Raw genomic sequence first — 24,510 nt, forward strand, 5'->3', positions numbered from 1 at the left:
GTTAAAATCTATTCTAAATTTTATCGTTTCACGTTTTATAACAAATCAACTATTACTATCTTTGTAGCTTGACTAAACTCAAACTATGAAAATTTCATACAACTGGCTAAAACAGTTTATAAAGACCGATTGGAACGCTGAAAGAACTGGCGATTTACTAACAGATCTAGGCTTAGAAATAGAAGGCATTGAAACTTACGAATCCGTAAAAGGTGGATTAAAAGGTATTGTTATTGGCGAAGTTTTAACTTGCGAACAACACCCAAACGCTGATCGATTAAAAGTTACAACTGTTAATATTGGAGAGGACGCTCCTTTACAAATTGTTTGTGGAGCTCCAAATGTAGCAGCCGGACAAAAAGTACCTATAGCAACCATAGGAACCACTTTATATACTGAAGAAGGTGAAGCTTGGACCATTAAAAAAGGTAAGATTAGAGGCGAAGAAAGTCATGGTATGATTTGCGCTGAAGACGAATTAGGTCTTGGAAAATCTCACGATGGCATTATGGTTTTAGACGCTGATATTGAAGTTGGAACATTAGCTGCAAATCTATTTGAAGTTGAAAACGATGAAGTCTTTGAAATAGGTCTTACTCCTAACAGAGCAGATGCTATGAGCCATTATGGTGTAGCCCGAGATTTAAAAGCAGGCTTACTACAAAAAGAAGTGTCTTTAGAACTAATTACACCATCTGTAAGCTCGTATCACGTAGATGCACGAGCATACAAAATAGATGTAGATGTATTAGATAATGAAAAAGCACCACGTTATTGTGGTGTAACCATTTCAGGAATAAAGGTTGAAACCTCTCCTGCATGGTTACAACACCGTTTAAAATCTATTGGCTTATCTCCTATTAATAACATTGTAGATATCACCAATTATGTTTTACACGAACTAGGGCAACCTTTACACGCCTTTGATGGTGATAGAATCTCAGGTAATAAAATTGAAGTTAAAACCTGTGAAACTGGTACAAAATTCACCACTTTAGATGGAGTTGAGCGTGAGTTACATGAAGAAGATTTAATGATTTGCGATGCCAACAAACCCATGTGTATTGCTGGTGTTTTTGGCGGTATTGATTCTGGTGTTACAGAAAACACCTCTCGAATTTTCTTAGAAAGTGCGTATTTTAATCCTGTGAGTGTTCGTAAAACAGCAAAACGTCATGGTTTAAATACGGATGCTTCGTTTAGATTTGAACGCGGAATTGATCCTAATTTAACAGAATATGCTCTAAAACGAGCAGCTTTATTGATTCTTGAAATTGCAGGTGGCGAAATTACAAGCGATATTGTTGATGCTTACCCAAAGAAAATAAAAGATTTTGAAGTTAGATTAAGTTTTGACAATGCTAAAAAATTAATTGGCGAGGAAATCCCAAAAGAAACTATAAAGAGTATTCTTTCATCTTTAGACATAAAAGTAAACAACGTTACTGAAGCTGGCTTAGGCTTAACAGTGCCTGCATTTAGAAATGACGTACAACGTGAGGCAGATATTATAGAAGAAATATTAAGAGTTTATGGTTACAATAATATAGCTACAACAACAAAGTTGAATGCTTCAATATCTAACTCATCTAAATTTGAAGACTATAAACTTCAGAATATCATTGGAAATCAATTAGCGTCTCAAGGATTCTTTGAGATTATGGCAAATTCATTAACATCGCCTAAATATGTAGAGCTAAGCGAAGATCTAAACGAAGCGCATAATATAAAAATGCTAAATCCTTTAAGTAGCGATTTAGAAGTTATGAGACAATCCTTATTGTTCTCAGGATTAGAAGCTGTAGCACATAACATCAATAGAAAGCGTAACGATTTAAAGTTATTTGAATTTGGTAAAACCTACCATCAATACGCAGAATCACGAGAAGAATATAAACACTTGTCGCTTTTTGTAACAGGAAATAAAACTGAAGAACGTTGGAACTCTGCTAGCAATCCAACAGATTTCTTTTATTTAAAAGGAACCATTGAAGTCGTTTTACAACGCTTAGGTTTAACCCGTTTTAAATCGGCACCAAATAAATCTGATATTTTAAGTGAAGGCATGAGTTTTTCTATTGGTAAGAAAAAACTAGTAGAATTTGGATTGGTAAAGAAATCGGTATTAAAGCATTTTGGTATTTCACAGAATGTATTGTTTGCAGATTTCAATTGGGACAATGTCTTAGAAATGGCACAACATAATAAGATTAAATTTAATGCTATTTCTAAATACCCATCAATTAGAAGAGATTTTGCACTTTTATTAGATGATAAAGTAACGTTTCAAGACATTGATACTATAGCAAAACAAACAGAAAAGCAATTGCTTAAAAGTGTGAATTTGTTTGATGTCTATGAAGGCAAAAAATTACCTTCTGGTAAAAAGAGTTATGCTGTAAGTTTTACATTTCAAGACGAAAGAAAAACATTAAACGATAAGCAAATTGATAAAATTATGTCTAAGCTGCAATCTAATTTTGAAAGCAAGCTTGATGCAGAGTTGCGCTAGCTAAAGGTTTTTTTTATTTTAATTTCTCATACAAAACAGCCCTTAAAATTTTAAGGGCTGTTTTTTTTTTGTTTTAAACCATCTTATGGTTTATGTAGAAAATTTTGAATACCGATGTTTTACTCTACATATTAGCTTCTAATTCAAACTTATATCAGTTTATCTATTGCTTAATAACTCGTTTTATAAGTTTTCCTTTATTAGATATAATCTCTAAAAGATACAATCCATTTTTTAATGATGCCATGTTGATTTGATTAGAATCGTTAAATGTATTTATTAACCTTCCCTCTATGTTATACATTTTAATATCTTTTATATCTATATCATTATTTACATCTATAGTAATAACTGTTGAAGCCGGATTTGGATATATACTAATACTATTTTTTAGACTAAAATCTGCAACAGCTAAAGTTGATTCACAATCTATGCTATAATTCGCCATATCATCTTTCTCCCAAGTTAATGGAATATCACCCATAATATCAGCATCAATTTGTATACATTCTAAAATAATATTGTTGTTCGCTATAACCTGCATATTAACATTATTACCATTCGCAACATTTAAAGAGGAGAGTAGATCATTATTGTTACAATCTAAAAATTGTAAACTTGTAAGCTCCGTAATATCTATATGTTCTAATAGATTTTCACTGACGTACAATGCTTGTAAGTTACTTAAGTTAGTATTCACTGTTGTGGTTTCGCCTGTACCTCTATTAGTTATAACAAGCGCGTTACCATTTAGTAATTCTGATAAGTCTGTAATATTATTTTCAGATAGATTTAAGGTTGAAATATTAGCAAATGAAGACACACCTGTTATGTCAGTTATATTTTGATTACTCAAATCTAATACACCTGTATAATTTGAAGCTTCTGTGAAAGTGATAATACCATCATTATTTGTATCGATTCCTGTAACATTATATATAGCATTTTCCATATTTGTATCTGGCACATAAATCTCCCAAATACCTGAACAATCTTCACTAAATGACGCTTCTAAATCTATATTTACCCAATTTGTTGTGGCATAATCTTCATCATCTACTTGTAAGCATTGTAAATCTGGATTACCTGTTACATCTAATTCTGTAATAACGCTATTATTACCATTTGCAATGTTTAAACGTTTTAATTCATTATTTTGAACCATTAATTTATATATTGATGTGTGATTAGATAAATCAAGATTTTCAATTGCATTATCGCTTAAGGTAAGTTCTTGTAAAAGTGTATTATCTTCTACATTTAACTCACTTAAATCACAACCATCTAACCATAGTGCCAATAAGTTAGGATTATTTGTAACGTCAATTGTAGTTAGATCAGTATCAACCATATCAAGTCCTATTAATAGTGGGTTTTGAGTAACATCTATACTAGAAATAGCATTTTCATTACCTCTAAAATCCCATAGCAAAGGGTTGTTTGTAATATCTATACTTGTAATTAGGTTTTTTGAAACATATAAACGTTCTAAATTTGATAACATACTCACATCAATTGTAGAAATCAGATTATCATAAAAATGCAATTTATATATTAAAACATTATTAGAAAGATCTAAATTTGTTAGTTGATTGGAATCCACATTTACATTACGTAAATTAATGTTGTTAGAAAGATCTATATTGGTTAGATTGTTTTGAAACACATATAAAGTTTCTAAGTTAACATTATTTGAAACATCAATGGTTGCTAAATCATTGCCTTGTATCCATAAACTTATTAAATTAGTGTTGCTACTCACATCTATTTCCGTAAAGCCATAACCCTCTTGCTGATAGTCTAATCCGAAATATTGTAGATTAGTATTATTTGAAACATCTATTGTCGTCAGCTTATTTTGACCTAAATACAATACGTTTAAACTATGATTCTGACTCACATCTATATAGGTTAAATCGTTGTAATTAGCGGCAAGGCTTGTCAAATTTGTCATAGCTTCAATTCCTGTTAAATCTGTAATTTTATTATTTGCATCTAAAGTTTTATCTACATGTAATACCGTAACAGTTAAAGCATCACTAATTAAAATATTACCTGTAAGTCCGTTTGTATCGTAACCAAGATCAATTAAATCCTGTTCAAAATTAGAATCAGGAATATTAATAGTTTGAGAATAAATTTGTGTTCCGATAAGAACACACAACAGGAGTAAAATTTTTTTCATATTGTATAAGTATTTAATTAAAAAAAATAAATTTAAAAATTAATCCTATAAAAACAAATACCTAATACTAGGTATTTTACGTAAAAAAAATCAAAAAGTATAAATGAAAAAAAATTATTGTCGCCTATTTAAATTAAATGATAAATATCTATCAGTTTTGCAAAAAACACATTCTACGGTTCTATACCTTTTCTACTACAATATATCTACAAGTTGATAGCAACTAATTTGTATAATTATAAATAACTTAGAGACGTATTCATTTAATTAGAAAATCTATATCATAGATTTATTAATTTTTAATCTCAACTTAATTCTTTTTTATCAATGAATTCTTACTAAATTTATACCATTAAAAAAAAATAGATATGGCAAATATAACATTGAAAGGAAATCCTATTGAAACAATAGGAAACTTACCTGCTGTAGGTAGCGAAGCACCAAGTTTTAACCTTACAGCAACTGATTTAACTTCAAAAACCAAAGAAGATTACAAAGGTAGTAGATTGGTATTAAACATTTTTCCTAGTGTAGATACAGGGACTTGTGCACAATCTGTTAGAACTTTTAACGAAAAAGCAAGTGCATTAGAAAACACTAAAGTATTATGTGTTTCTAAAGATTTACCTTTTGCTTTAGCTCGTTTTTGTGGTGCAGAAGGTCTTGACAACGTAGAAAGTCTTTCAGATTTTAAAACAGGAGACTTTGGTAAAGATTACGGTATTACCTTTAAAACTGGTCCATTAGCACCATTACTATCGCGTTGTATTGTTGTTATTGACACAGATGGTAAGGTTTTATACACAGAACAAGTTTCTGAAATTGTAGACGAACCAAATTATGAAAATGCATTAGCAAGTTTAGCCTAATTTCATTTCATGCCAGAAAAGGAATCATTTATACTTAACAGAATAAAAAGTGTAGGCTTTGCTTTTAAAGGCATGTTTATACTTATTAGAACTGAAGCCAGTATTAAAGTACAACTATTCATCGCTTTAGTTGTTACCATTGCTGGCTTCTATTTTGATATTTCGAAAACAGAATGGATTGCCCAAATTACAATGATTGGTTTAGTTATGAGTGTTGAAGGCATGAACACTGCAATTGAAGCCATTGCCGATTTTATTCACCCTGAATATCACGAAAAAATTGGTCTCATAAAAGATGTGGCTGCAGGAGCCGTTTTTATTGCTTCAGTTATCGCTGTCATTATTGCTGGCATTATATATATTCCTAAGTTTTAAAAGACCTACAATTCTTACCTTAACTTAGTTATAGATGATATAAAACAATCATTTTCAATTTTAGCAGTACGCTCAAATTTACAAGATGTTTACATACCAAAACCTATAGGTTTAACGTTTCATATTTGTATTTTTGTAACATTAAAATCCAACAACCCTTTTAAGACTCAAATGAAATTATTAATTGCGACGTTATCTATTGTATTTACTATGTTAAGTTGCAACGTAAAGGATAAAAAAATCAGTCTTAATAGTGACGCTAAAACAATCAATACAGACACAATAAGCACATCTAAAGAACCGAGCTTAACCATTACAAAAACTCTTGTTCTTGGGAAGTTTGATTATAAGACAGATACAACATTTGTTAAAGTAAGTACCAAGCATGCAGCAAAAACATTATACCTAAATAAAACGGTATATGCTGCTTTTATTGAGATGCATAAAGCCGCTGAAAACGATGGTATAATTCTAACTATTTTATCTGGAACACGAAATTTCGCCGAACAAAAAGCTATTTGGGAACGCAAATGGAACAAGTATTCTGACCTTAAACCATTACAGCGTGCTCAGAAAATTTTAGAATATAGTTCTATGCCTTCATCCTCTAGACATCATTGGGGAACAGATCTAGATATAAATAGCTTAAGTAATTCGTATTTTAGCAGTGGAAAAGGAAAAGACATTTATAATTGGCTGAATGAAAATGCTAATAGTTTTGGATTTTATCAGGTTTACACTGAGAAAAACAATCTTAGATCAGGCTATAATTTAGAAAAATGGCACTGGTCTTATTTACCTTTAGCAAGTGAGTATTTAGAATTTTACAATTCTAATATTACCGTTAATGACATAAATACATTTAAAGGAGCCGAATTAGCAAAAGACCTCAATATAATTAACGATTATGTAAATGGTATTTCGCAAAAAGCAAAAACGTATAAATAAAAGAGATTCCCACTTTTGTAGGAAGTAAGCATGGCAAAAAAAGTAACAAAAAAGAAAGCAACAACTAAAGCTGCACCGAAAACAAAAACAAAGGCTAGATTAAAAAAACCTTCGTTAAAGTTATCGAGTCAACATAAACTGGTACTTGGAAGTTTCCTTATTATCATTGGTGTTCTACTTTTTATTTCATTTTTATCTTTCGTTTTCACAGGAAAAGAAGATCAAAGTGTACTTCAAAATTTCCCAGAACGCACCACCGAATACAAAAACTGGGCAAGCCAACTTGGTGCTTGGCTTAGTGAGTTTTTTATTACTAAAGGTTTTGGTTTACCATCCTTTATTTTTGCTGGTTTATTATTTCTTTCTGGTGTTTATGTTACTCTAAATTTAAACAAAGCAAAACTTAGAAAACATTGGATTTGGGGCACATTAATTGTGGTTTGGCTATCCATCCTTTTCGGCTTTTTTACACATAAATTTGATTTTCTTGGAGGTATCATTGGCTTTGAAATCAATCAATTTCTACAAGATTACATAGGTAAAGTTGGTGTTATCCTTTTATTAATATTTGGCCTTATCGCCTATTTAGCCATTAGGTTTAAAATTACAGGCGAGCTTATTGTTAACTTTTTTAAGAGTGCAAAAAGTTCAATTAAAGAAGATTTACAATCTGAAGAAAGTACAACCCAACCAATTGTAGCTTTTGACAATAGCTTAACTGAAGAAGCAGAAGCAATTAAATCTACGATAGAAGTACCTTTAGAAAATCTAGAACCTACTATTAGTAACCATTCTAAACCTAAGGTTGAACCTAAAAAGGATCCTATAGCTGAAGGTTTAAAAATGGAAGTTACAGAAAAACCTAAAGAAGAAACTATTGACACACCAGAATTAAAGATTGAAGTAGAAACTGTCCAAGAAGAAAAATCAGAATCAGATAATTTAGCGGATAAATTAGTAGAAGATTTTGGACAATTTGATCCTACGCTGGAATTAGGAAAATATCAATTTCCTACGTTAGATTTATTAAAAAAATATGATAACGAAGGGATTTCAATAGATCAAAACGAACTTGAAGAGAACAAAAATAGAATTGTTGAAACCTTAAACAATTATAAAATTGGAATTGCAAGCATAAAAGCCACTATTGGCCCAACAGTTACTCTTTATGAAATAGTACCAGATGCAGGAATCCGTATTTCAAAAATTAAGAATTTAGAAGACGATATCGCCTTATCACTTTCAGCTTTAGGGATTAGAATCATTGCTCCTATTCCTGGAAAAGGTACAATTGGTATTGAGGTGCCTAATAAAAATTCGACTATTGTATCAATGCGTTCTGTTATTGCTTCTCAAAAATTCCAAAAATCGGAGATGCATTTACCAATCGCATTTGGTAAAACAATTAGTAATGAAACCTTTGTCGTTGATTTAGCTAAAATGCCACACTTATTAATGGCTGGTGCAACAGGACAAGGTAAATCTGTTGGTTTAAACGCCGTGTTAACCTCGTTATTATATAAAAAACACCCAGCAGAAGTAAAATTTGTTCTTGTAGATCCTAAAAAAGTAGAATTAACGCTTTTCAATAAAATAGAACGTCATTATTTGGCAAAATTACCAGATAGTGAAGAAGCTATTATTACAGACAACACCAAAGTTATAAACACCTTAAATTCACTCTGTATTGAAATGGATAACCGTTACGAAATGCTTAAAAATGCATTTTGTAGAAACATTGCAGAATACAACACCAAGTTTAAAGCCAGAAAACTAAACCCAAATGATGGTCATGCCTTTTTACCATACATTGTTTTAGTTGTAGATGAGTTTGCTGATTTAATTATGACTGCTGGTAAGGAGGTAGAAACACCAATTGCAAGACTTGCGCAATTAGCACGTGCTATTGGCATTCACTTAATTGTGGCTACACAACGACCTTCGGTAAACGTTATTACAGGTATAATTAAAGCCAATTTCCCTGCGCGTATTGCATTTAGAGTAACGAGTAAAATAGATTCTCGTACTATTTTAGATGGTTCTGGTGCAGATCAATTAATTGGCCGTGGAGACATGTTATATACACAAGGTAACGAATTGATTAGAATACAGTGTGCTTTCGTAGACACACCAGAAGTTGAAAAAATCACCGAATTTATAGGCTCTCAGAAAGCATATCCCGATGCACATTTACTTCCTGAATACGTTGGTGAAGAAGGTGGCATAAATCTTGATGTAGACATATCAGATAGAGATAAATTATTTAGAGATGCAGCAGAACTTATTGTAACAGCACAACAAGGTTCAGCTTCTTTATTGCAACGAAAATTAAAATTAGGCTACAACAGAGCTGGTAGAATTATAGATCAATTAGAAGCCGCTGGAATTGTTGGTAATTTTGAAGGCAGTAAGGCTAGACAAGTTTTAGTACCCGATTTAACATCTTTAGATCAGTTACTAGAAAATGAGAAGCAATAGATTTAGACACAGTATTAATATAAAAGAGTATTAAATAAATTTAAGAAATGAAAAGATTATTAGTAATAGCATTTATCACACTAGGATTTTCTGCATTTGCGCAAAATGACGCTGAAGCAGAAGCATTGTTAAACGATGTTAGTGCAAAAATTAAGAGCTATAAAAACATTAGCTTAGACTTTAAATACGAACTGAATAATGTTAGCGAAGGCATTAAACAAGAAACTCGAGGTGATGTCGTTATTGAAGATGAAAAATACAAACTTAACATTTTAGGCATTACACGTATCTTCGATGGTAAAACGTTGTATACTATTAGTCCTGAAGACGAAGAGGTTACTATTTCTTCTGACAATACTAATGACGAGAGCACAATTACACCAAGTAAGATGCTTTCTTTTTATGAAGATGGCTATAGTTATAAAATGGATATCATACAAACTATAAAAGGACGAAAAATACAATACATTAAATTAAATTCTATAGATACTGATTCTGAAATTAAGCACGTATTATTAGGTATAGATGCTACAACAAAACACATTTATAACTTGATTGAAGTTGGCAAAAATGGAACTAAAACAACATTAACTGTTAATTCTTTTAAAAGCGACCAACCTATTTCAAAAACCTTATTTACATTTGACAAAAGTAAATACAGCGATTACTTTATTAATAAAATAGATTAACGCTAAATTTTAACGCTGTGAAAATATTAGATAGGTACATACTTATCACATTTTTAAGGACCTTTTTTAGCGTCTTTATTATATTCATGTTCATCTTTATTCTACAAGGAGTATGGCTTTATATTGCTGAACTTGCTGGTAAGGATTTAGATGTCATTGTCACGGCAAAATTTATCTTGTATTACATGCCAAAGCTAATACCTTTGGTGGTGCCTTTAACCGTTTTATTATCTTCAATAATGGTTTTTGGAAATTTTGCAGAAAACTACGAGTTTGCCGCAATGAAATCTACAGGAATATCTTTACAACGTGCAATGCGTAGTTTAAGCGTATTTATTGTTGGTCTCGGTATTGCCTGCTTCTTTTTTGCGAACAACGTTATTCCATGGGGAGAATATAACTTTTACAATCTTAGACGAAATATTGCCAAGGTTAAACCAGCTCTCGCCATTGCTGAAGGTCAGTTTAACGAAATTGGAAACATAACGATTAAAGTAGATAAAAAATCTGGCGATAGAGGGCAATTTCTAGAAGGAGTTGTTATTCATCAAAAAAGTGATGTACGTAAAGGGAATTTCAAAGTTATTGTATCTGAAAAAGGAGAGTTAAAAAGTAGTCCTGACTCTAATATTCTTCAACTAGAATTAATAAATGGTAATTATTACGAAGAAATCGTGGATCGTGATACACGTAAAAACAAAAATAAACCACACGTTAGAAGCTACTTTGAAAACTATATCTTTAATGTAGATTTAGAGATCTTAAATTCTGATGATTTAGACGAAAAAAATCATTCGGATAGATATAACATGCTAAATTCTAGTCAACTTAGAAAAGTTATAGATACATTAAAAGAGAAAAGAAAGGACGATTACAAAACCCTATCAAAGACGCTTTATAACAGAAGTACATTCGAGGCTTTAAACACAAATATTGACGTTAATAAAACTATTGATTCTACACAAATAGACACCATTCCTTCTACAGAATATTTGTTAAGTCTGTATAATACAACTCAAAAAATTCAGATTGTTAAATTAGCACTAAATTCATCTAACAGTTCTAGGCAAGTTATAGATTCAAACATAAAATCGTTAAGAACAAAACAAATTGAACTTAACAAGCATGTTATTGTACTACATGACAAAATTGTTTTAGCATTTGCATGTGTTATTTTATTCTTTGTTGGTGCACCGTTAGGAGCGTTAATCCGTAAAGGTGGACTCGGATTACCAATGGTAATTGCTATTGTATTATTCTTAACCTATCACTTCTTTGGTATTTTCTCAAAAAATAGTGCTGAAAAAGGAAGTTTTAATCCCATCATTGGAGCCTGGCTGTCTACTGCAGTTATGCTTCCACTAAGTATTTACCTTACAACACGTGCTACTAATGATAAAGGTGTCTTTCAATTTGATGCTATTCTAGTTCCATTAAAACGCTTATTTAATCCGAATCAAAAACTTCAACTTTCAGAAAGCGATACTAAAGTTTATAACTTTTATTCTAAATATTCTATTGAAGAATTAATTGCCATCATTAAGAAAGAAGATGAATTTGATATTGATAAAAAACCTAAAGAAATTGCACTTCACAATTTACTAGATAGAAAAATACCACTAGAGAATTTAAAAACTGAAGGTTTAGAAGTCCCAGATTCATTAATTGAAGGACGACTTTTACTCAAAGACTATAAAGATTATTCAAAAACTAATTTGATAGCCTATTGTATTGGTGTAATCCTTCTAGTCTTACATTTTGTATTTAAAAACAACAAGCTACCAGAACTTGAGCAACCTGCTTTAAGTTTAAGCATCATTGCATTTATATTCTTTGGAATTTATGTTGTTGTAAATACATTAATTTATTCGAAATTTTATAAAATAATTAATATAACGAGAAAACCTCTTAGTCAATTAGTCTTAATACTTTTGCTTCCTTTTTACCCATTAAAATACATTATTGTTAGAAGCAGAATCTCACAAGACTTTTATCTGAGTTGTCTTCAAAATATAAAATAGCAGTATCTTTACTACGCTTAAATAAAGTACCATGATGACAGAAACCACTAATACAAGAACAAGCCTAAACTCTATTGAAGATGCCATTGAAGACATTAAACAAGGCAAGGTTATTATTGTTGTAGATGATGAAAACAGAGAGAATGAAGGAGACTTTTTAGCAGCTGCTGAAAAGGTAACACCAGAAATGATCAACTTTATGGCAACTCATGGTAGAGGACTAATTTGTGCTCCTCTTACAGAACACCGTTGTGAAGATTTAGATCTTAATATGATGGTGCGCAACAATACCGATCCTATGGAAACGGCTTTTACGATTTCTGTAGATTTAAGAGGAAATGGAGTAAGCACAGGTATTTCTGCAAGCGATAGAGCAAAAACGGTTAAAGCTTTAGTGAACCCAGATACTAAGCCTTTTGAATTAGCGAGACCAGGACATATTTTTCCTTTAGTTGCTAAAGAAGGTGGTGTTTTAAGACGTACAGGACACACTGAAGCTGCAATAGATTTTGCACGTTTAGCTGGTTTTGAACCTGCAGGAGTGATTGTAGAAATCATGAATGAGGATGGAACCATGGCTAGATTACCACAACTATTAAAAGTAGCTAAAAAGTTTGACTTAAAAATTGTGTCTATAGAAGATTTAGTGGCTTACCGAATGGAACACGATTCTTTAATTGAGAAAAAAGAAGACTTTACTATTGAAACCCGTTTTGGGAAGTTTAGGTTAAGAGCATTTCAACAAACAACAAATGATCAGGTTCATATTGCATTAACAAAAGGGACTTGGAAAGCTGATGAAGCTATAGTTACACGTGTGAATAACACTTTAGTAAATAGTGATATTTTGGGTGCATTGACTAATAATGCAGATCAAAAATTAGATGATATGTTCAATGTTATTAATAGTGAAGGAAAAGGTGCTATTATCTTTATTAATCAGCAACCGGAGTCCGTAAACTTATTAACGCGTCTCTCTATGTTAAAAGAGAGCCAAGTTGAAGGTGAGTTAATAAAAGCACCTAGCTTAAGTATGGATTCTAAAGATTTTGGGATTGGTGCTCAAATACTGCACGAATTAAAAGTTAGCAAGCTAAAACTATTATCTAATAGTCTCCAAACCAAACGTGTTGGGATGATTGGTTATGGTTTGGAGATTGTTGAATATGTAGAATATTAATTTATTAATACTTTTTTAATCGTTGCATTTGCCCCAGAATATATTTTTAGTATATATATTCCAGATTTTAAACGTTCAACATTTAATAGTTTTGTATGCTCTTTTTTCTCAAAGATTAACTGACCTATAGAATTATAAAGTGCTACGCTATCAATATTTTCTTCAGATGCAATTTTAATATAATCTGAAGTAGGGTTTGGATAAACATTAAATTTATTAGCAAATGCCTCGTCTATACTCAATTCTGTATTCTGATAAACGCGTACATAATCAATAACCATATTGCTTTGAACAAAACTTGGGTCTATCGCTCCTGCGACGCCTCCCATCGCTATATTTAAAAGTAAATATTGATCTTGATAAAATGGCCAAGTACCATCATCTTTTAAAGCTGGGTTATAGGTATAGAAACCAATACCATCAATGAGAAATGTGATTTGATTCGGTGACCAATTCATGGAATAAACATGAAACTCATTGGAGACATCATTTAAAACGTACGATTGAAAATTCATAGTATTACCAAAACAACCTGCGCAAGGTGTGTGTAATGCACTACTTACATGATTAGTGGTCCCTAATCCATGTTCCATAATATCTATCTCACCACAAGCAGGCCATCCTACTGTACCATATTGGTTATCCCAGAAACCACCATCTTCATTTACATTTTTTCCTAATGTCCATATCGCGGGCCACGTACCATCACCAAATGGTAATTTTGCTCTGACATCTACTCTACCATAAGTGAATGCAAATTTTGAATTTAATCTAGCAGATGTATATGGCTTTGTTTCACCTTGATCCGTATAATTTTCTTTTATTGCTGATATATTTAAAAAACCATTATCTACAAATGAGTTTTCAATTCGATTTGTATAATGCTGTTGTTCACCATTAAACCAACTACCACCAGCTGGTAACTGTGTTTGATGAAACCAATTATTAGAATCAATGACTCCATTGGTATTAAATTCATCAGACCAAACTAAATCTTCATATATTATATCTAACTCGCTTGGGTCTGTTGGTAAGGAGCCATCATTAATATTATCTATTAAGTAAGTTCCTGGAGCTGCTACTCCATCATCGATAAAAATGGTTAATCTACTATAACTGCCTGTTGCATTTATTGCATTAGTCGTTCCACTAATTGTGGCATTAGCAAAATTAAAAGTAATATCATTTGTCCAACCTGCACCAGAATTACTCTGATTCACTTCTACATCCAAATCTGTACCATTTTCTAATTTTAATAATATAGTATGATTATTAGGATCAAATTGATAAAATGCCAATGTAATTTCCTGTTGTACATTCAAATTTATTGGTTGGGATAAATCGATATAGAATCCTTGGGAAGCACTACTTCCATCATTAAAAAATTGACCAACGTCATTACTAGAATCAACTGAATCTGTATTAAAGGAAAAAGCACTATTATTAAATGCACTGAAATTATCTGCACTGTCAGAAAAATCAATTGGCATTTCTTGTGCAAATGAAAAAAGACGGAATAACAGACAAAGTATAGTTAAAGCGTAATTTAATTTCATAGAAATATATTTTTTTTTATAAAACTATGAATCTAAATAACGAGAAACGAATTATCAACCTATACAAAACCTATACATTAGGATGATACCATCTACAAAAAAATTAATGAAATGAAAAAAGCCACTCTATACAGTGGCTTTTTTACAATTCGGTTTAATAAATCTTGCTTATGGTCTTTAGTAATTAATAAGATCTTAAATAAAAGCAAGGTGAAATCAAGATAGCTTTTCCTTACAACATAATATTTACCTATTGCATATGCACTATTATATTAAAGATACTATTATGTAATTTACAATTAAGCTACTTTACAAAATAGATCTAATTCCTTTTACCATCTTTTCAGCACGCTCTCTAACTTCTTCTTCAGTCCAAGACAGTTTTATTAAGCATGAAATATTTCGAGCGATATAGCTATCTGACTGTTCAAAAGTTTTTGTCTTTAGATATTCTAATCCTTCCTTTACTTCTTTAGAAATTGGAAATAAAGATTTCTGATCCTTTAAATGATTCCATTCCTTAATGTAGTGCCAATTGTTTTGGTAGTAATTCCAGCAAACATCGACTCCTGTTATTTTAAAGGCTTCTATTACTTTTTGTGAAGATTCTAAATCTGGTAAAAAGAAATTTAAAAACGCATAACTCTCTTCTCCACCTTCTGGAACGGCTCTAAACGTTACTCCATCTATTTTAGACAATGCATCTCGTAAAATGGTGTAATTACGTTTTTGAATAGCAATAAACTCTGGTAAGCGTCTTACTTGCGCTAAACCAACTGCTGCATGTAATTCTGAAATTCTAAAGTTATAACCTAAAGTTGGATGTGTTTCTGCTCCTCTATCACTTCCTATATGATCATGACCATGATCACTGTAATGATCGGCATTGATGTAATACTCTTTATTGTTAGTGACCACAGCTCCACCTTCACCACAAGTAATAGTTTTTACAAAATCGAATGAAAAACAGCCCAAATCAGCAATACTTCCCAACGGTTTTCCTTTATAAGTACCACCAATAGCTTGACAAGCATCTTCAATAAACAGGAAATCATGCGAATTACAAATAGCTTGCAAGGCGTCCATATCTCCCATACTACCACACATTTGCACTACCATAACGGCTTTTGTTTTTGGTGTAATAGCAGCTTCAACAGCTTTTGGATCTAATGTTAAGGTATCATCAATATCTACTAAAATAGGAGTGGCTCCAAGCATCATTATAGCTTCAAAACTTGCTACAAACGTAAAGGTTGGCATAATCACTTCATCTCCTGCACCAACTCCAGCCGAAGCTAAAGCAACAGATACAGCAGCAGTTCCACTAGATACCAATTGAACGTACTTAGATTGAAATGTAGTTGCCAATTCGGCTTCCAATTCTTTAGCTTTCCAATGGCCTTTTCGCATGCCATCAAAACCATAGCGCATTAATACTCCATTATCTAAAACATCATTAACTTCTTTACGTTCTAAATCGCTAAATAACTCGAATCCTGGCATAGTGAATTTTGATTTTTATGGTATTTTTTCAGTCGAAAAACAAAGATATGATTTTACATATTTGAAGCTGTTAAAAACGGTTATAATTCTATAACGGTTTTTGAAATAGGTTGTCTTACTTTTTTTAAGTCGGCAAACATATCATCATCTGCCCTATAACCTACAGGCAACAATAAAACAGAATTAAGACCTAAATCTTCTAAGCCCAACACGGCATCCAATTCTCTAGGTAAAAATCCTTCCATAGGACAACTATCTATCTGTTCTAAAGCACAGACAGTCATTAAATTTCCTAAGGCGATATAAGCTTGTCTAGTAGCCCAATCTGTTTTATTTGAATCCGCCATTTCAGATATGGTAGATTTCATTTGAGATTTAAAAGGTGCTAGAATTTCATTAGGTGTGTTTCGTGTGGCTTTAATCGTCTCAAAATGCGTATCAACATCATCTTCGTCAATTTTAGTTTGTATACAAAGCACCAATAAATAAGAGGAGTCAACAACTTGACGTTGTCCATAGGATAAAGCTACTAATTGTTCTCTAACCTGTTTATTAGCTACAACAACCAATTTTAAGGTTTGTAGGCCGTAAGACAATGCGGTTAAATTAAATGCTTCTTTTAACGTGTCTAATTTCTCTTTAGAAAGTGTTTTAGTGGCATCAAACTTTTTGGTAGCATAGCGCCATTTTAATTTTTCAATTATAGACATTTAAGTATGTTTTATTTACAAAAATAAGCAATAAAAAAAGGCTCTATCATAATGATAAAGCCTTTCAGCGGAGAGTAAGGGATTCGAACCCCTGGAGGTGTGACCCTCAACAGTTTTCAAGACTGCCGCATTCGACCACTCTGCCAACTCTCCGTTAGCGGGTGCAAATATAAAAGCCTTTTTGTTCTCACCAAAGGTTTTTTTATAGTTTTTTGAAAAAAATTTTAATTAACTGATTTATAGGATAAAATTTAGTCTCATTTTGAGAAAGCATTGTATTTTCGGCATAAAAATTGTCCAACATACTTTTTGATACCCAAATAAACCGCTATGAAACATTATCTTTTTGTAATCTTTATACTTTTCACCGTAAAGTACCATGCGCAAAACACAACTATTGCCGCTGGAGAAAAATTAGTCTTTAGTGCGTCTTATAATATGTCTGGGCTATTAACAAACATAGCAGAAGTAAAAATGGAGACTAGCGAAGTAAAAACCTCTAAAAGCACATTATTACGTTTAAAATGCTCTGCGACAACTTATAAAAAATGGGATGATTTTTTTAAAATTAGAGATTTATACGAAAGTTATGTCAACCCTAAGACATTAACACCATATCTCTATAAAAGAGATATAAGCGAAGGTGGTTATTATAAGTTTATGCAGTATAAATACAGCCACAAAGACAAACTTATTAGAAGTCTTAAACGCAAAAAGAATAAAGACGGTAAAACTTGGGAAGAAAATAAAATTGTAAAAATTGGAGCTTCAAGTAAAGATATTATAAGTACCCTCTACGCTATTAGAAATTTAGATATACACAAAGCTAGTCCAGGAGACCAACAAGAGTTTACTATTCTATTTGATAATAAAGAGACTACCCTTATTGTAAAATACATCAATAAAGAGACGATAGATACAAAAATAGGACGCAAAGCATGCTATAAATTAGCCGTATCGCTTAAAGGAAGTGATTTGTTAAAAGGAAATAACTCTAACCTTATTTGGCTTACTGCAGACAAAAACAAAGTTCCAGTATATGCTAAGTTTAAAATACCAGTTGGTAGTGGCGAATTAAAAATTAGTTCTGCAACAGGTTTAAAAAATTAAAAGACGATGAAAAAAACAGTTATTATTCTAGGCTTCATTAGCGCAATAATTGCGTTAATTCTCTCTGTAACTCCATTATATAATTTAACTATTTTACCTTTAGTTATTGCATTTATTTTGGGGTTAGTTCTATTCTTTATCTCTAAAAAAGACCTGTCAAAACCTAAAGCCATTCAATATATCTTCCTTTTGGTTATTATATCGTTGAGCTTAACGATTTACAAAAACGTATTTAATACTCCTGAAGTAGGTAATGTGGAACAATTAGAGCAAAGAGATGAAGAGAATCTAGAAGACTCAAAAGAAATCCTTGAGGATATTGAAATTGATGAAGAATTTTAAAATAACGTTATAATTGAAAGTAAAATACAATTCAATTAATCTTATTTTTACACAAAATCAATCAGTTACATGAAATTACTCGTTGCATCGGCGCTTATTCTTGTTGGTTCCTGCTCCACTTTAAGATATAGTCAAAAAATTGATAATATAAAAAATAGCATCACTTATAAAGACGAAGTTGTCGTAACAAGATATATGAACACCATTACTTCCGAAGAATTAAAGGTACATTTAGAAGAGGTGGCTTCTGACAAATATAATGGAAGAATGACAGGTGAAGATGGACATAATCAAGTTTGTGACTATCTTAGAACTGAGTATAAGATCCAAAATATAAGTGCTCCAGCATCTAACGAGGACTATTATCAAATTGTACCTAAAAGTGTCTTACCTGAACATCTTAATGCATCACAAAATGTTATAGCTTATATAGAAGGTTCCGAATATCCTGACGAATATGTTTACATCACTGCACATTCAGATCACGTAGGTGTTACAGATAACCAAATATATAATGGTGCAGATGATAATGGCTCTGGCACATCTGCTGTTTTAGAAATCGCAGAAGCGTTTAACCAAGCGACTAAGGATGGCTATCGTCCCAAACGAAGTATTGTATTTTTACATGTTACAGCAGAAGAAGTTGGTTTACACGGTTCTAAATATTACACTGAGCATCCCATTTTCCCTCTAGAAAATGCTGTTGCAAATTTAAATATAGACATGATTGGTCGTGTAGATAATAGACATAAAGGCAAGGATGAAAATTATATTTATCTCATAGGTTCAGACAAAATAAGCAGCGAGCTATATTTTATTGCAGAAAAAGCTAATTCTACGTTTACTAACCTAAACCTTGATTATAAATATAATTTAAAAGGGGATCCTAATAAGTATTACTATCGCTCAGATCACTATAATTTTGCTGTAAAAGGCGTGCCTGTTATTTTCTTTTTTAATGGAGAGCATGAAGATTACCATAAATCATCAGACACCGCAGATAAAATTAATTACTCACTGTTAGAAAAACGCACAAAATTAATATTTACTACAGCTTGGTATTTAGCGAACTCAGAGACCCGACTTAAGAAAGAAATTATCTGATGTTAAATTTTGTTAAAACTACTTAGACCTAGCTTAAAGGCTATTCTATTTCCGTAATTTTAAAGCTAATTTTATTTGAATTTGAGTTTATAATCATCTTCATTTTTATTCAAAAAACCCAATTACTCTTATTTATATGAAAAAACATCTACTCTTAGGCGTTGCATTTGCAATAGTAACGAGTTGTGGCACGTCTTCAAAAAGTAGTGCAAACGCATCTCAATCTAAACTATCTAAAAAAACAGATCCAACGGAATATGCTTCTACAATTACATCTGGAGAATTAAAAACCATGCTATACAAGTATGCTTCAGATGAGTTTGAAGGAAGAAACACAGGAGACAAAGGACAGAAAATGGCTGTGGAGTACTTAAAACAAAAGTACGTAGATATGGGAATCCCAACACCTTTAGGTGGAGATGATTATTTTCAAGAAGTGCCTTTAGAAAAGAAAAAAGTAGCAGAAGCTAAAATTACAGTCAATGGCAATTCATTTAATAATTTTGAAGATTATGTTGTTTTAGCAGTTTCAAAGAGCATAAATCTATCTATCAATGATATCGTTTATGTTGGTTATGGTATTGATGACGATAACTATTCGGATTACAAGAACAGTGATGTAAAAGGAAAATTTGTTTTAGCAAAAGGAGGCGAACCTACTGATGCTGACGGTAATTTTGTGACTTCTGGAACCTCAGAAAACACAAAATGGAATAATGGTAGACAAGCCATATCTAGTAAAAGAGAAGCAGCCATAGCTAATGGAGCTAAAGGCCTTTTTTTAATGGATGATGCATTATTATCTAGATATGCACCTTTTTATCAGAGTCAAGCAGCATCAGGATCTGCAGGTCGCTTAACTTTAAAAAGTAATGCTGAAGGTATTACTATGTTACTAATAAACGAAAGTTTAGGAAAAGCACTACATCCTTCAATTATCGAAGACTCTTCACCAAAAACTATTAAAACAACACTGAGTTTAGAAATAGAGAACAAATCTGAATCTGTAATTTCTGAAAATGTAGTAGCCTATATTAAAGGTTCTGAAAAGCCAGAAGAAATCTTAGTAATATCTGCACACTTAGATCACGAAGGCATAAAAAATGGTGAAATTTATAATGGTGCAGACGATGATGGTTCTGGTACTGTAGCACTTTTAGAAATTGCACAAGCATTTAAAATGGCCGAAAAAGCAGGTCATGGTCCAAAACGTTCTATTTTATTTTTACACGTTACAGGCGAAGAGAAAGGACTTTTAGGTTCTAAGCATTACGCTGATAACGATCCTATTTTTCCTTTAGAAGACACTGTTGCCGATTTAAACATTGATATGATTGGTAGAACGGACCCAAAACGTACCATTGGCACAAGAAACTACATTTACCTTATAGGAAGTGATAAATTAAGCACTGATTTGCATACTATCTCGGAAGAAGCCAATTCAAAATATATAAATATGGAATTGGATTACAAATTTAATGATGATAATGATCCTAACCGATTCTATTACAGGTCTGATCATTACAATTTTGCTAAAAATAACATTCCAGTAATATTTTATTTTAATGGTACACATGCAGATTACCATAAACCATCTGATACACCAGATAAAATAGAATACGATCTATTAGAAACAAGAACACGATTAGTTTTTTACACGGCTTGGGAAGTCGCAAATAGAGACGAACGTCTCGTTGTTGATAAAGCTACTGAATAAATATAACGAACTAAACTATATAAAAGGTCTTTCATTAATTTGATAGGCCTTTTTTGTATTTTATACACAAAGCAAGAAAAGGTTTCAAGAGATATAGTTCCAATAAGAGTCTAAACCTATTAAGATAGCGATAAAGCTAAAAATCTGTGCTTAGCATGTTTTTTTTGATAACAATAGGCACAAAAAAAGCTCCTCATTTCTGAGAAGCTTTGTATTTCTGGGTGGAAGACCGGGTTCGAACCGGCGACTTTCGGTACCACAAACCGACGCTCTAACCAGCTGAGCTACAACCACCATTTTAAATTGGATTGCAAAGATAATTTATTTGTTATCTTTTGCAAACAGTTTTTAATATTATTTTAAATCAAATAACGATTCCACAGCCACAAATCTTTCAACTGTGTAACCCTCAGCGTGTTCCACACCAATTAATCTTCCTAAATTTCTTGCTCTATAATCAATACTGTCCGTAAAGTTCTTGCTAGAGATCGGAGTTTCGGGTTCTTTGCTGCTAGGATCAAAAAATTGTGTCTTATAAGCGAGGACAGATTCTTCTTTTTTATCCATAAAACCAGAAACATCCACAACAACATCTGGCTCTATTTCTTTCCATTGTATATAGTGGTACACAACTTTTGGCCTCCAAGGTTCTTGAGGCTCACTATCGTCCTTATAAATTGTTTCTACCTTCTTTAATCCGCTTAAAAAACAAGCGTCACTAACTAATTGACTTCCTTTTGGATGATCAATATGTCTATCGTCAATTGCATTACAAATTATGATTTCTGGCTTATAATAACGAATCATTTTTATAATCTCAAGCTGATGAACTTTATTATTAATAAAGAAACCATCTGCAAACCTCATGTTAACTCGTGATTGTACTCCTAATATTTTAGCTGCATTAAAAGCCTCTTCATCTCTAGTTTCTGCTGTACCTCTTGTCCCCAACTCACCTCGCGTTAAATCTATAATACCTACTTTTTTACCATTTGATACTTCTTTGGCTAAAGTTGCACCACAACCTAACTCTACATCGTCTGGATGAGCTCCAATCGCTAATATGTCTAATTTCATGTTTTACTTTTAATGATTAAAAAACAATAAACTTATATTCCTTTAATGTGTTTTCATGACAAAAAACACATTATTTACTTCTTATTACTAATTATTTAATGTCAAAAATATCAAAAATAAGATGGATTACCGATTTCTTTTTATTTCGCAAACGCTTTCGATTGTATAATCTTTAGAAATCTATAATAATTAGCACTTATAATTGAAAAATCCTCAAAAGTCTCAAAGTATGACATTCGTCATAATAATTACTTTCTTATCCATATAACTTTACATTATTAATAAGAACAAAATGTAACTAACTTGTTAATAACCGTTTCAACATCTATAATGAGCTTATTTTCAATCATTATTTAAAATATTAATAAGTCCATATTAAAATTAAACGTCGAATTATAATTTATAGAATCATGGAAAACACTTTAAAACAACCAAATATGAAAACTAGAGATCTCACAAAGTACGGATTAAAAGACACTAATGCCCATTGGAATCTTTCTCCAGAAAAACTGCAAGCCATTACCATTGAAAAAGGTATGGGTAAAGAAACTAAAAATGGAACATTAGCTGTTAATACAGGAAAATACACAGGTCGTTCTCCTCAAGACCGTTTCATTGTAAAAGATGACTACACTAAAGATCGTGTTTGGTGGGGAAAAACAAACAAACCTATTTCTCCTGAAAACTTTGAAGCTTTAAAATCTGAAATCACGAACTACTTAAGCGGAAAAGAAATCTATGTAAGAGATGCTTATGTTTGTGCAGATCCTGAATATAAAACAAACGTTAGAACTGTTACTGAATTACCTTGGTCTAACATGTTTACTTATAATATGTTTTTAAGATCTGACGAATCTGAATTAGAAAATTTTAAAGAAGATTGGTTGGTACTTTGTGCACCAGGTTACGAAGCTCCGGATCCTAAAAAATACGGTCTTCGTCAAGGGAATTTTTCAATTTTAAATTTCACAGATAAAATAGCCTTAATTGGAGGTTCTGCTTATACAGGTGAAATTAAAAAAGGGATCTTTTCTTCTTTAAACTTTGTTCTTCCTGTTGAAAAAAATGTTTTACCAATGCACTGTTCTGCTAACGTTGGTGAAGATGGTGATACAGCTATTTTCTTCGGATTATCAGGAACTGGAAAAACAACCTTATCTGCAGATCCAACTCGTAAATTAATTGGTGATGATGAACATGGATGGACAGCAGATAATAATATCTTTAATTTTGAAGGAGGTTGTTACGCTAAAGTAATTGACCTTTCTGAAGAAAAAGAGCCAGATATTTTTAGAGCTATTAAACCAGGTGCCATTTTAGAAAATGTGATTTTTAAAGACAATGGTGATGTAGATTATATGGATAGCAGTATAACACAAAACACACGTGTAAGTTACCCTATTTATAATATTGATAACATTCAGGTACCATCTTACGCTGGAAACCCTAAAAATATATTTTTCTTAACTGCAGATGCTTTTGGTGTATTACCTCCCGTATCTAAGTTAACTCCAGGACAGGCTGCATACCACTTTATTTCTGGTTATACTGCAAAAGTTGCTGGTACAGAAGCCGGAATTACAGAACCAGTACCTTCATTCTCTGCTTGTTTTGGTGAGCCTTTTATGCCATTACACCCAACAGTATATGCTGAGATGTTGAGTAAAAAAATGCAAGATGCTGGAGTAAACGTTTGGTTAATTAATACTGGTTGGAGCGCAGGACCTTACGGAACTGGTTCTCGTATTAAACTAAAATATACTAGAGCAATGATTACAGCGATTCTAAACGGCGAATTAGATAATGTAGAATTTGCACAACACCCAATATTTGGCTTATTTATGCCAAAAACGTGTCCTAATGTTCCTAATGAAATATTAGATCCTATGAACACTTGGGCAGATAAAGGAAATTATATCAGTAAATCAATTCAGTTAGCACATTCTTTCCACTTAAACTTTGAGAAATTTGCAAGTGAAGCTTCTGATCAAATCATTGAAGGCGGTCCATTAATTGATGAACATCACCATTTAAATGACCACATTTAATAATTCCATGACGGATAAAGAGCCCTAATAAGGGCTCTTTTTTTGTTTAAAAACTATGATTCTATTTTATAGACTCTAATCGACTA

General features: G+C 31.9%; 18 protein-coding genes and 2 tRNA genes. 13 read left to right on the forward strand and 7 right to left on the reverse strand.

What is annotated here, in order from left to right:
* Positions 1-85 precede the first annotated feature (85 nt).
* A complete protein-coding gene (gene pheT / locus HM981_RS14100) occupies positions 86-2,512 on the forward strand; it encodes a phenylalanine--tRNA ligase subunit beta (protein ID WP_179339450.1) in 2,427 nt (808 codons plus the stop codon).
* A gap of 163 nt (positions 2,513-2,675) precedes the next feature.
* Here pheT and HM981_RS14105 read toward each other — a convergent pair whose 3' ends face one another.
* Entirely contained in the window at positions 2,676-4,697 is a 2,022-nt protein-coding gene (locus HM981_RS14105) for a T9SS type A sorting domain-containing protein (protein ID WP_179339451.1), read from the reverse strand.
* 368 nt (positions 4,698-5,065) lie between these two features.
* Between HM981_RS14105 and tpx the strand changes: the two genes are divergently transcribed.
* From tpx to ribB, 7 genes are all read left to right on the forward strand, one after another.
* Complete coding sequence (tpx, locus tag HM981_RS14110) at positions 5,066-5,566, forward strand: thiol peroxidase (RefSeq protein ID WP_179339452.1); 501 nt, start codon at positions 5,066-5,068, stop codon at positions 5,564-5,566.
* A 9-nt stretch (positions 5,567-5,575) separates the two neighbouring features.
* Positions 5,576-5,941: a diacylglycerol kinase family protein gene (locus HM981_RS14115; protein ID WP_179339453.1), complete on the forward strand. Its 366-nt coding sequence runs from the start codon at positions 5,576-5,578 to the stop codon at positions 5,939-5,941.
* A 171-nt stretch (positions 5,942-6,112) separates the two neighbouring features.
* A complete protein-coding gene (locus tag HM981_RS14120) occupies positions 6,113-6,889 on the forward strand; it encodes a M15 family metallopeptidase (protein ID WP_179339454.1) in 777 nt (258 codons plus the stop codon).
* A gap of 30 nt (positions 6,890-6,919) precedes the next feature.
* A complete protein-coding gene (locus tag HM981_RS14125; protein ID WP_179339455.1) occupies positions 6,920-9,367 on the forward strand; it encodes an FtsK/SpoIIIE family DNA translocase in 2,448 nt (815 codons plus the stop codon).
* A gap of 47 nt (positions 9,368-9,414) precedes the next feature.
* Positions 9,415-10,056, forward strand: a complete 642-nt coding sequence (locus HM981_RS14130) for a LolA family protein (protein ID WP_179339456.1) — start codon at positions 9,415-9,417, stop codon at positions 10,054-10,056.
* 17 nt (positions 10,057-10,073) lie between these two features.
* Entirely contained in the window at positions 10,074-12,077 is a 2,004-nt protein-coding gene (locus HM981_RS14135; RefSeq protein WP_179339457.1) for an LptF/LptG family permease, read from the forward strand.
* Between the two features lie 31 nt (positions 12,078-12,108).
* A complete protein-coding gene (gene ribB, locus HM981_RS14140; protein ID WP_394351712.1) occupies positions 12,109-13,257 on the forward strand; it encodes a 3,4-dihydroxy-2-butanone-4-phosphate synthase in 1,149 nt (382 codons plus the stop codon).
* On the opposite strand, the gene HM981_RS14145 is transcribed toward ribB, so the two are convergent.
* The 4 genes from HM981_RS14145 to HM981_RS14160 all read right to left on the reverse strand — a co-directional run bounded on the left by HM981_RS14145 (position 13,254) and on the right by HM981_RS14160 (position 17,179).
* Positions 13,254-14,813: a family 16 glycosylhydrolase gene (locus tag HM981_RS14145; protein ID WP_246286283.1), complete on the reverse strand. Its 1,560-nt coding sequence runs from the start codon at positions 14,811-14,813 to the stop codon at positions 13,254-13,256. The two genes, ribB and HM981_RS14145, sit on opposite strands and share 4 nt — an antisense overlap.
* Positions 14,814-15,122: 309 nt before the next feature.
* The gene (locus HM981_RS14150; protein WP_179339458.1) at positions 15,123-16,316 is read right to left on the reverse strand and encodes a DegT/DnrJ/EryC1/StrS family aminotransferase; all 1,194 of its coding nucleotides are present in this window, start codon (positions 16,314-16,316) and stop codon (positions 15,123-15,125) included.
* Between the two features lie 80 nt (positions 16,317-16,396).
* Complete coding sequence (locus HM981_RS14155) at positions 16,397-17,026, reverse strand: NAD(P)H-dependent oxidoreductase (RefSeq protein ID WP_179339459.1); 630 nt, start codon at positions 17,024-17,026, stop codon at positions 16,397-16,399.
* A gap of 68 nt (positions 17,027-17,094) precedes the next feature.
* Positions 17,095-17,179 (reverse strand) — tRNA-Ser (locus HM981_RS14160).
* Between the two features lie 177 nt (positions 17,180-17,356).
* Here HM981_RS14160 and HM981_RS14165 point away from each other — a divergent pair.
* From HM981_RS14165 to HM981_RS14180, 4 genes are all read left to right on the forward strand, one after another.
* Positions 17,357-18,136 carry a DUF3108 domain-containing protein gene (locus HM981_RS14165; RefSeq protein WP_179339460.1) on the forward strand — a complete coding sequence of 260 codons (780 nt, stop codon included), beginning with the start codon at positions 17,357-17,359 and terminating at the stop codon, positions 18,134-18,136.
* Positions 18,137-18,142: 6 nt separating this feature from the next.
* Positions 18,143-18,478: an FUSC family protein gene (locus tag HM981_RS14170; protein ID WP_179339461.1), complete on the forward strand. Its 336-nt coding sequence runs from the start codon at positions 18,143-18,145 to the stop codon at positions 18,476-18,478.
* A gap of 69 nt (positions 18,479-18,547) precedes the next feature.
* Positions 18,548-19,582 (forward strand): M28 family metallopeptidase, encoded by a 1,035-nt coding sequence (locus HM981_RS14175; protein ID WP_179339462.1) that lies wholly within the window; start codon positions 18,548-18,550, stop codon positions 19,580-19,582.
* A gap of 136 nt (positions 19,583-19,718) precedes the next feature.
* Positions 19,719-21,299: a M28 family peptidase gene (locus HM981_RS14180; protein ID WP_179339463.1), complete on the forward strand. Its 1,581-nt coding sequence runs from the start codon at positions 19,719-19,721 to the stop codon at positions 21,297-21,299.
* A 219-nt stretch (positions 21,300-21,518) separates the two neighbouring features.
* Here HM981_RS14180 and HM981_RS14185 read toward each other — a convergent pair.
* Together HM981_RS14185 and bshB1 are read right to left on the reverse strand one after the other, a co-directional pair.
* Positions 21,519-21,594, reverse strand: a tRNA-His gene (locus tag HM981_RS14185).
* A gap of 59 nt (positions 21,595-21,653) precedes the next feature.
* The gene (gene bshB1, locus HM981_RS14190) at positions 21,654-22,376 is read right to left on the reverse strand and encodes a bacillithiol biosynthesis deacetylase BshB1 (protein ID WP_179339464.1); all 723 of its coding nucleotides are present in this window, start codon (positions 22,374-22,376) and stop codon (positions 21,654-21,656) included.
* A 437-nt stretch (positions 22,377-22,813) separates the two neighbouring features.
* On the opposite strand from bshB1, the gene pckA reads away from it, so the two are divergent.
* A complete protein-coding gene (pckA, locus tag HM981_RS14195; protein ID WP_246286285.1) occupies positions 22,814-24,424 on the forward strand; it encodes a phosphoenolpyruvate carboxykinase (ATP) in 1,611 nt (536 codons plus the stop codon).
* Positions 24,425-24,510: the final 86 nt, after the last annotated feature.

Source organism: Winogradskyella ludwigii (assembly GCF_013403985.1).
GTDB classification, from domain to species: domain Bacteria; phylum Bacteroidota; class Bacteroidia; order Flavobacteriales; family Flavobacteriaceae; genus Winogradskyella; species Winogradskyella ludwigii.

Coding starts and splice junctions, on each gene's coding strand:
- HM981_RS14115 (WP_179339453.1), top strand. CDS start 5,576: ATGCCAGAAAAGGAATCATTTATACTTAACAGAATAAAAAGTGTAGGC.
- HM981_RS14145 (WP_246286283.1), bottom strand. CDS start 14,813: ATGAAATTAAATTACGCTTTAACTATACTTTGTCTGTTATTCCGTCTT.
- HM981_RS14175 (WP_179339462.1), top strand. CDS start 18,548: ATGAAATTACTCGTTGCATCGGCGCTTATTCTTGTTGGTTCCTGCTCC.
- HM981_RS14165 (WP_179339460.1), top strand. CDS start 17,357: ATGAAACATTATCTTTTTGTAATCTTTATACTTTTCACCGTAAAGTAC.
- HM981_RS14180 (WP_179339463.1), top strand. CDS start 19,719: ATGAAAAAACATCTACTCTTAGGCGTTGCATTTGCAATAGTAACGAGT.
- bshB1 (WP_179339464.1), bottom strand. CDS start 22,376: ATGAAATTAGACATATTAGCGATTGGAGCTCATCCAGACGATGTAGAG.
- HM981_RS14105 (WP_179339451.1), bottom strand. CDS start 4,697: ATGAAAAAAATTTTACTCCTGTTGTGTGTTCTTATCGGAACACAAATT.
- pckA (WP_246286285.1), top strand. CDS start 22,814: ATGAAAACTAGAGATCTCACAAAGTACGGATTAAAAGACACTAATGCC.
- HM981_RS14125 (WP_179339455.1), top strand. CDS start 6,920: ATGGCAAAAAAAGTAACAAAAAAGAAAGCAACAACTAAAGCTGCACCG.
- pheT (WP_179339450.1), top strand. CDS start 86: ATGAAAATTTCATACAACTGGCTAAAACAGTTTATAAAGACCGATTGG.
- HM981_RS14130 (WP_179339456.1), top strand. CDS start 9,415: ATGAAAAGATTATTAGTAATAGCATTTATCACACTAGGATTTTCTGCA.
- HM981_RS14155 (WP_179339459.1), bottom strand. CDS start 17,026: ATGTCTATAATTGAAAAATTAAAATGGCGCTATGCTACCAAAAAGTTT.
- HM981_RS14120 (WP_179339454.1), top strand. CDS start 6,113: ATGAAATTATTAATTGCGACGTTATCTATTGTATTTACTATGTTAAGT.
- HM981_RS14170 (WP_179339461.1), top strand. CDS start 18,143: ATGAAAAAAACAGTTATTATTCTAGGCTTCATTAGCGCAATAATTGCG.
- ribB (WP_394351712.1), top strand. CDS start 12,109: ATGATGACAGAAACCACTAATACAAGAACAAGCCTAAACTCTATTGAA.
- HM981_RS14150 (WP_179339458.1), bottom strand. CDS start 16,316: ATGCCAGGATTCGAGTTATTTAGCGATTTAGAACGTAAAGAAGTTAAT.
- tpx (WP_179339452.1), top strand. CDS start 5,066: ATGGCAAATATAACATTGAAAGGAAATCCTATTGAAACAATAGGAAAC.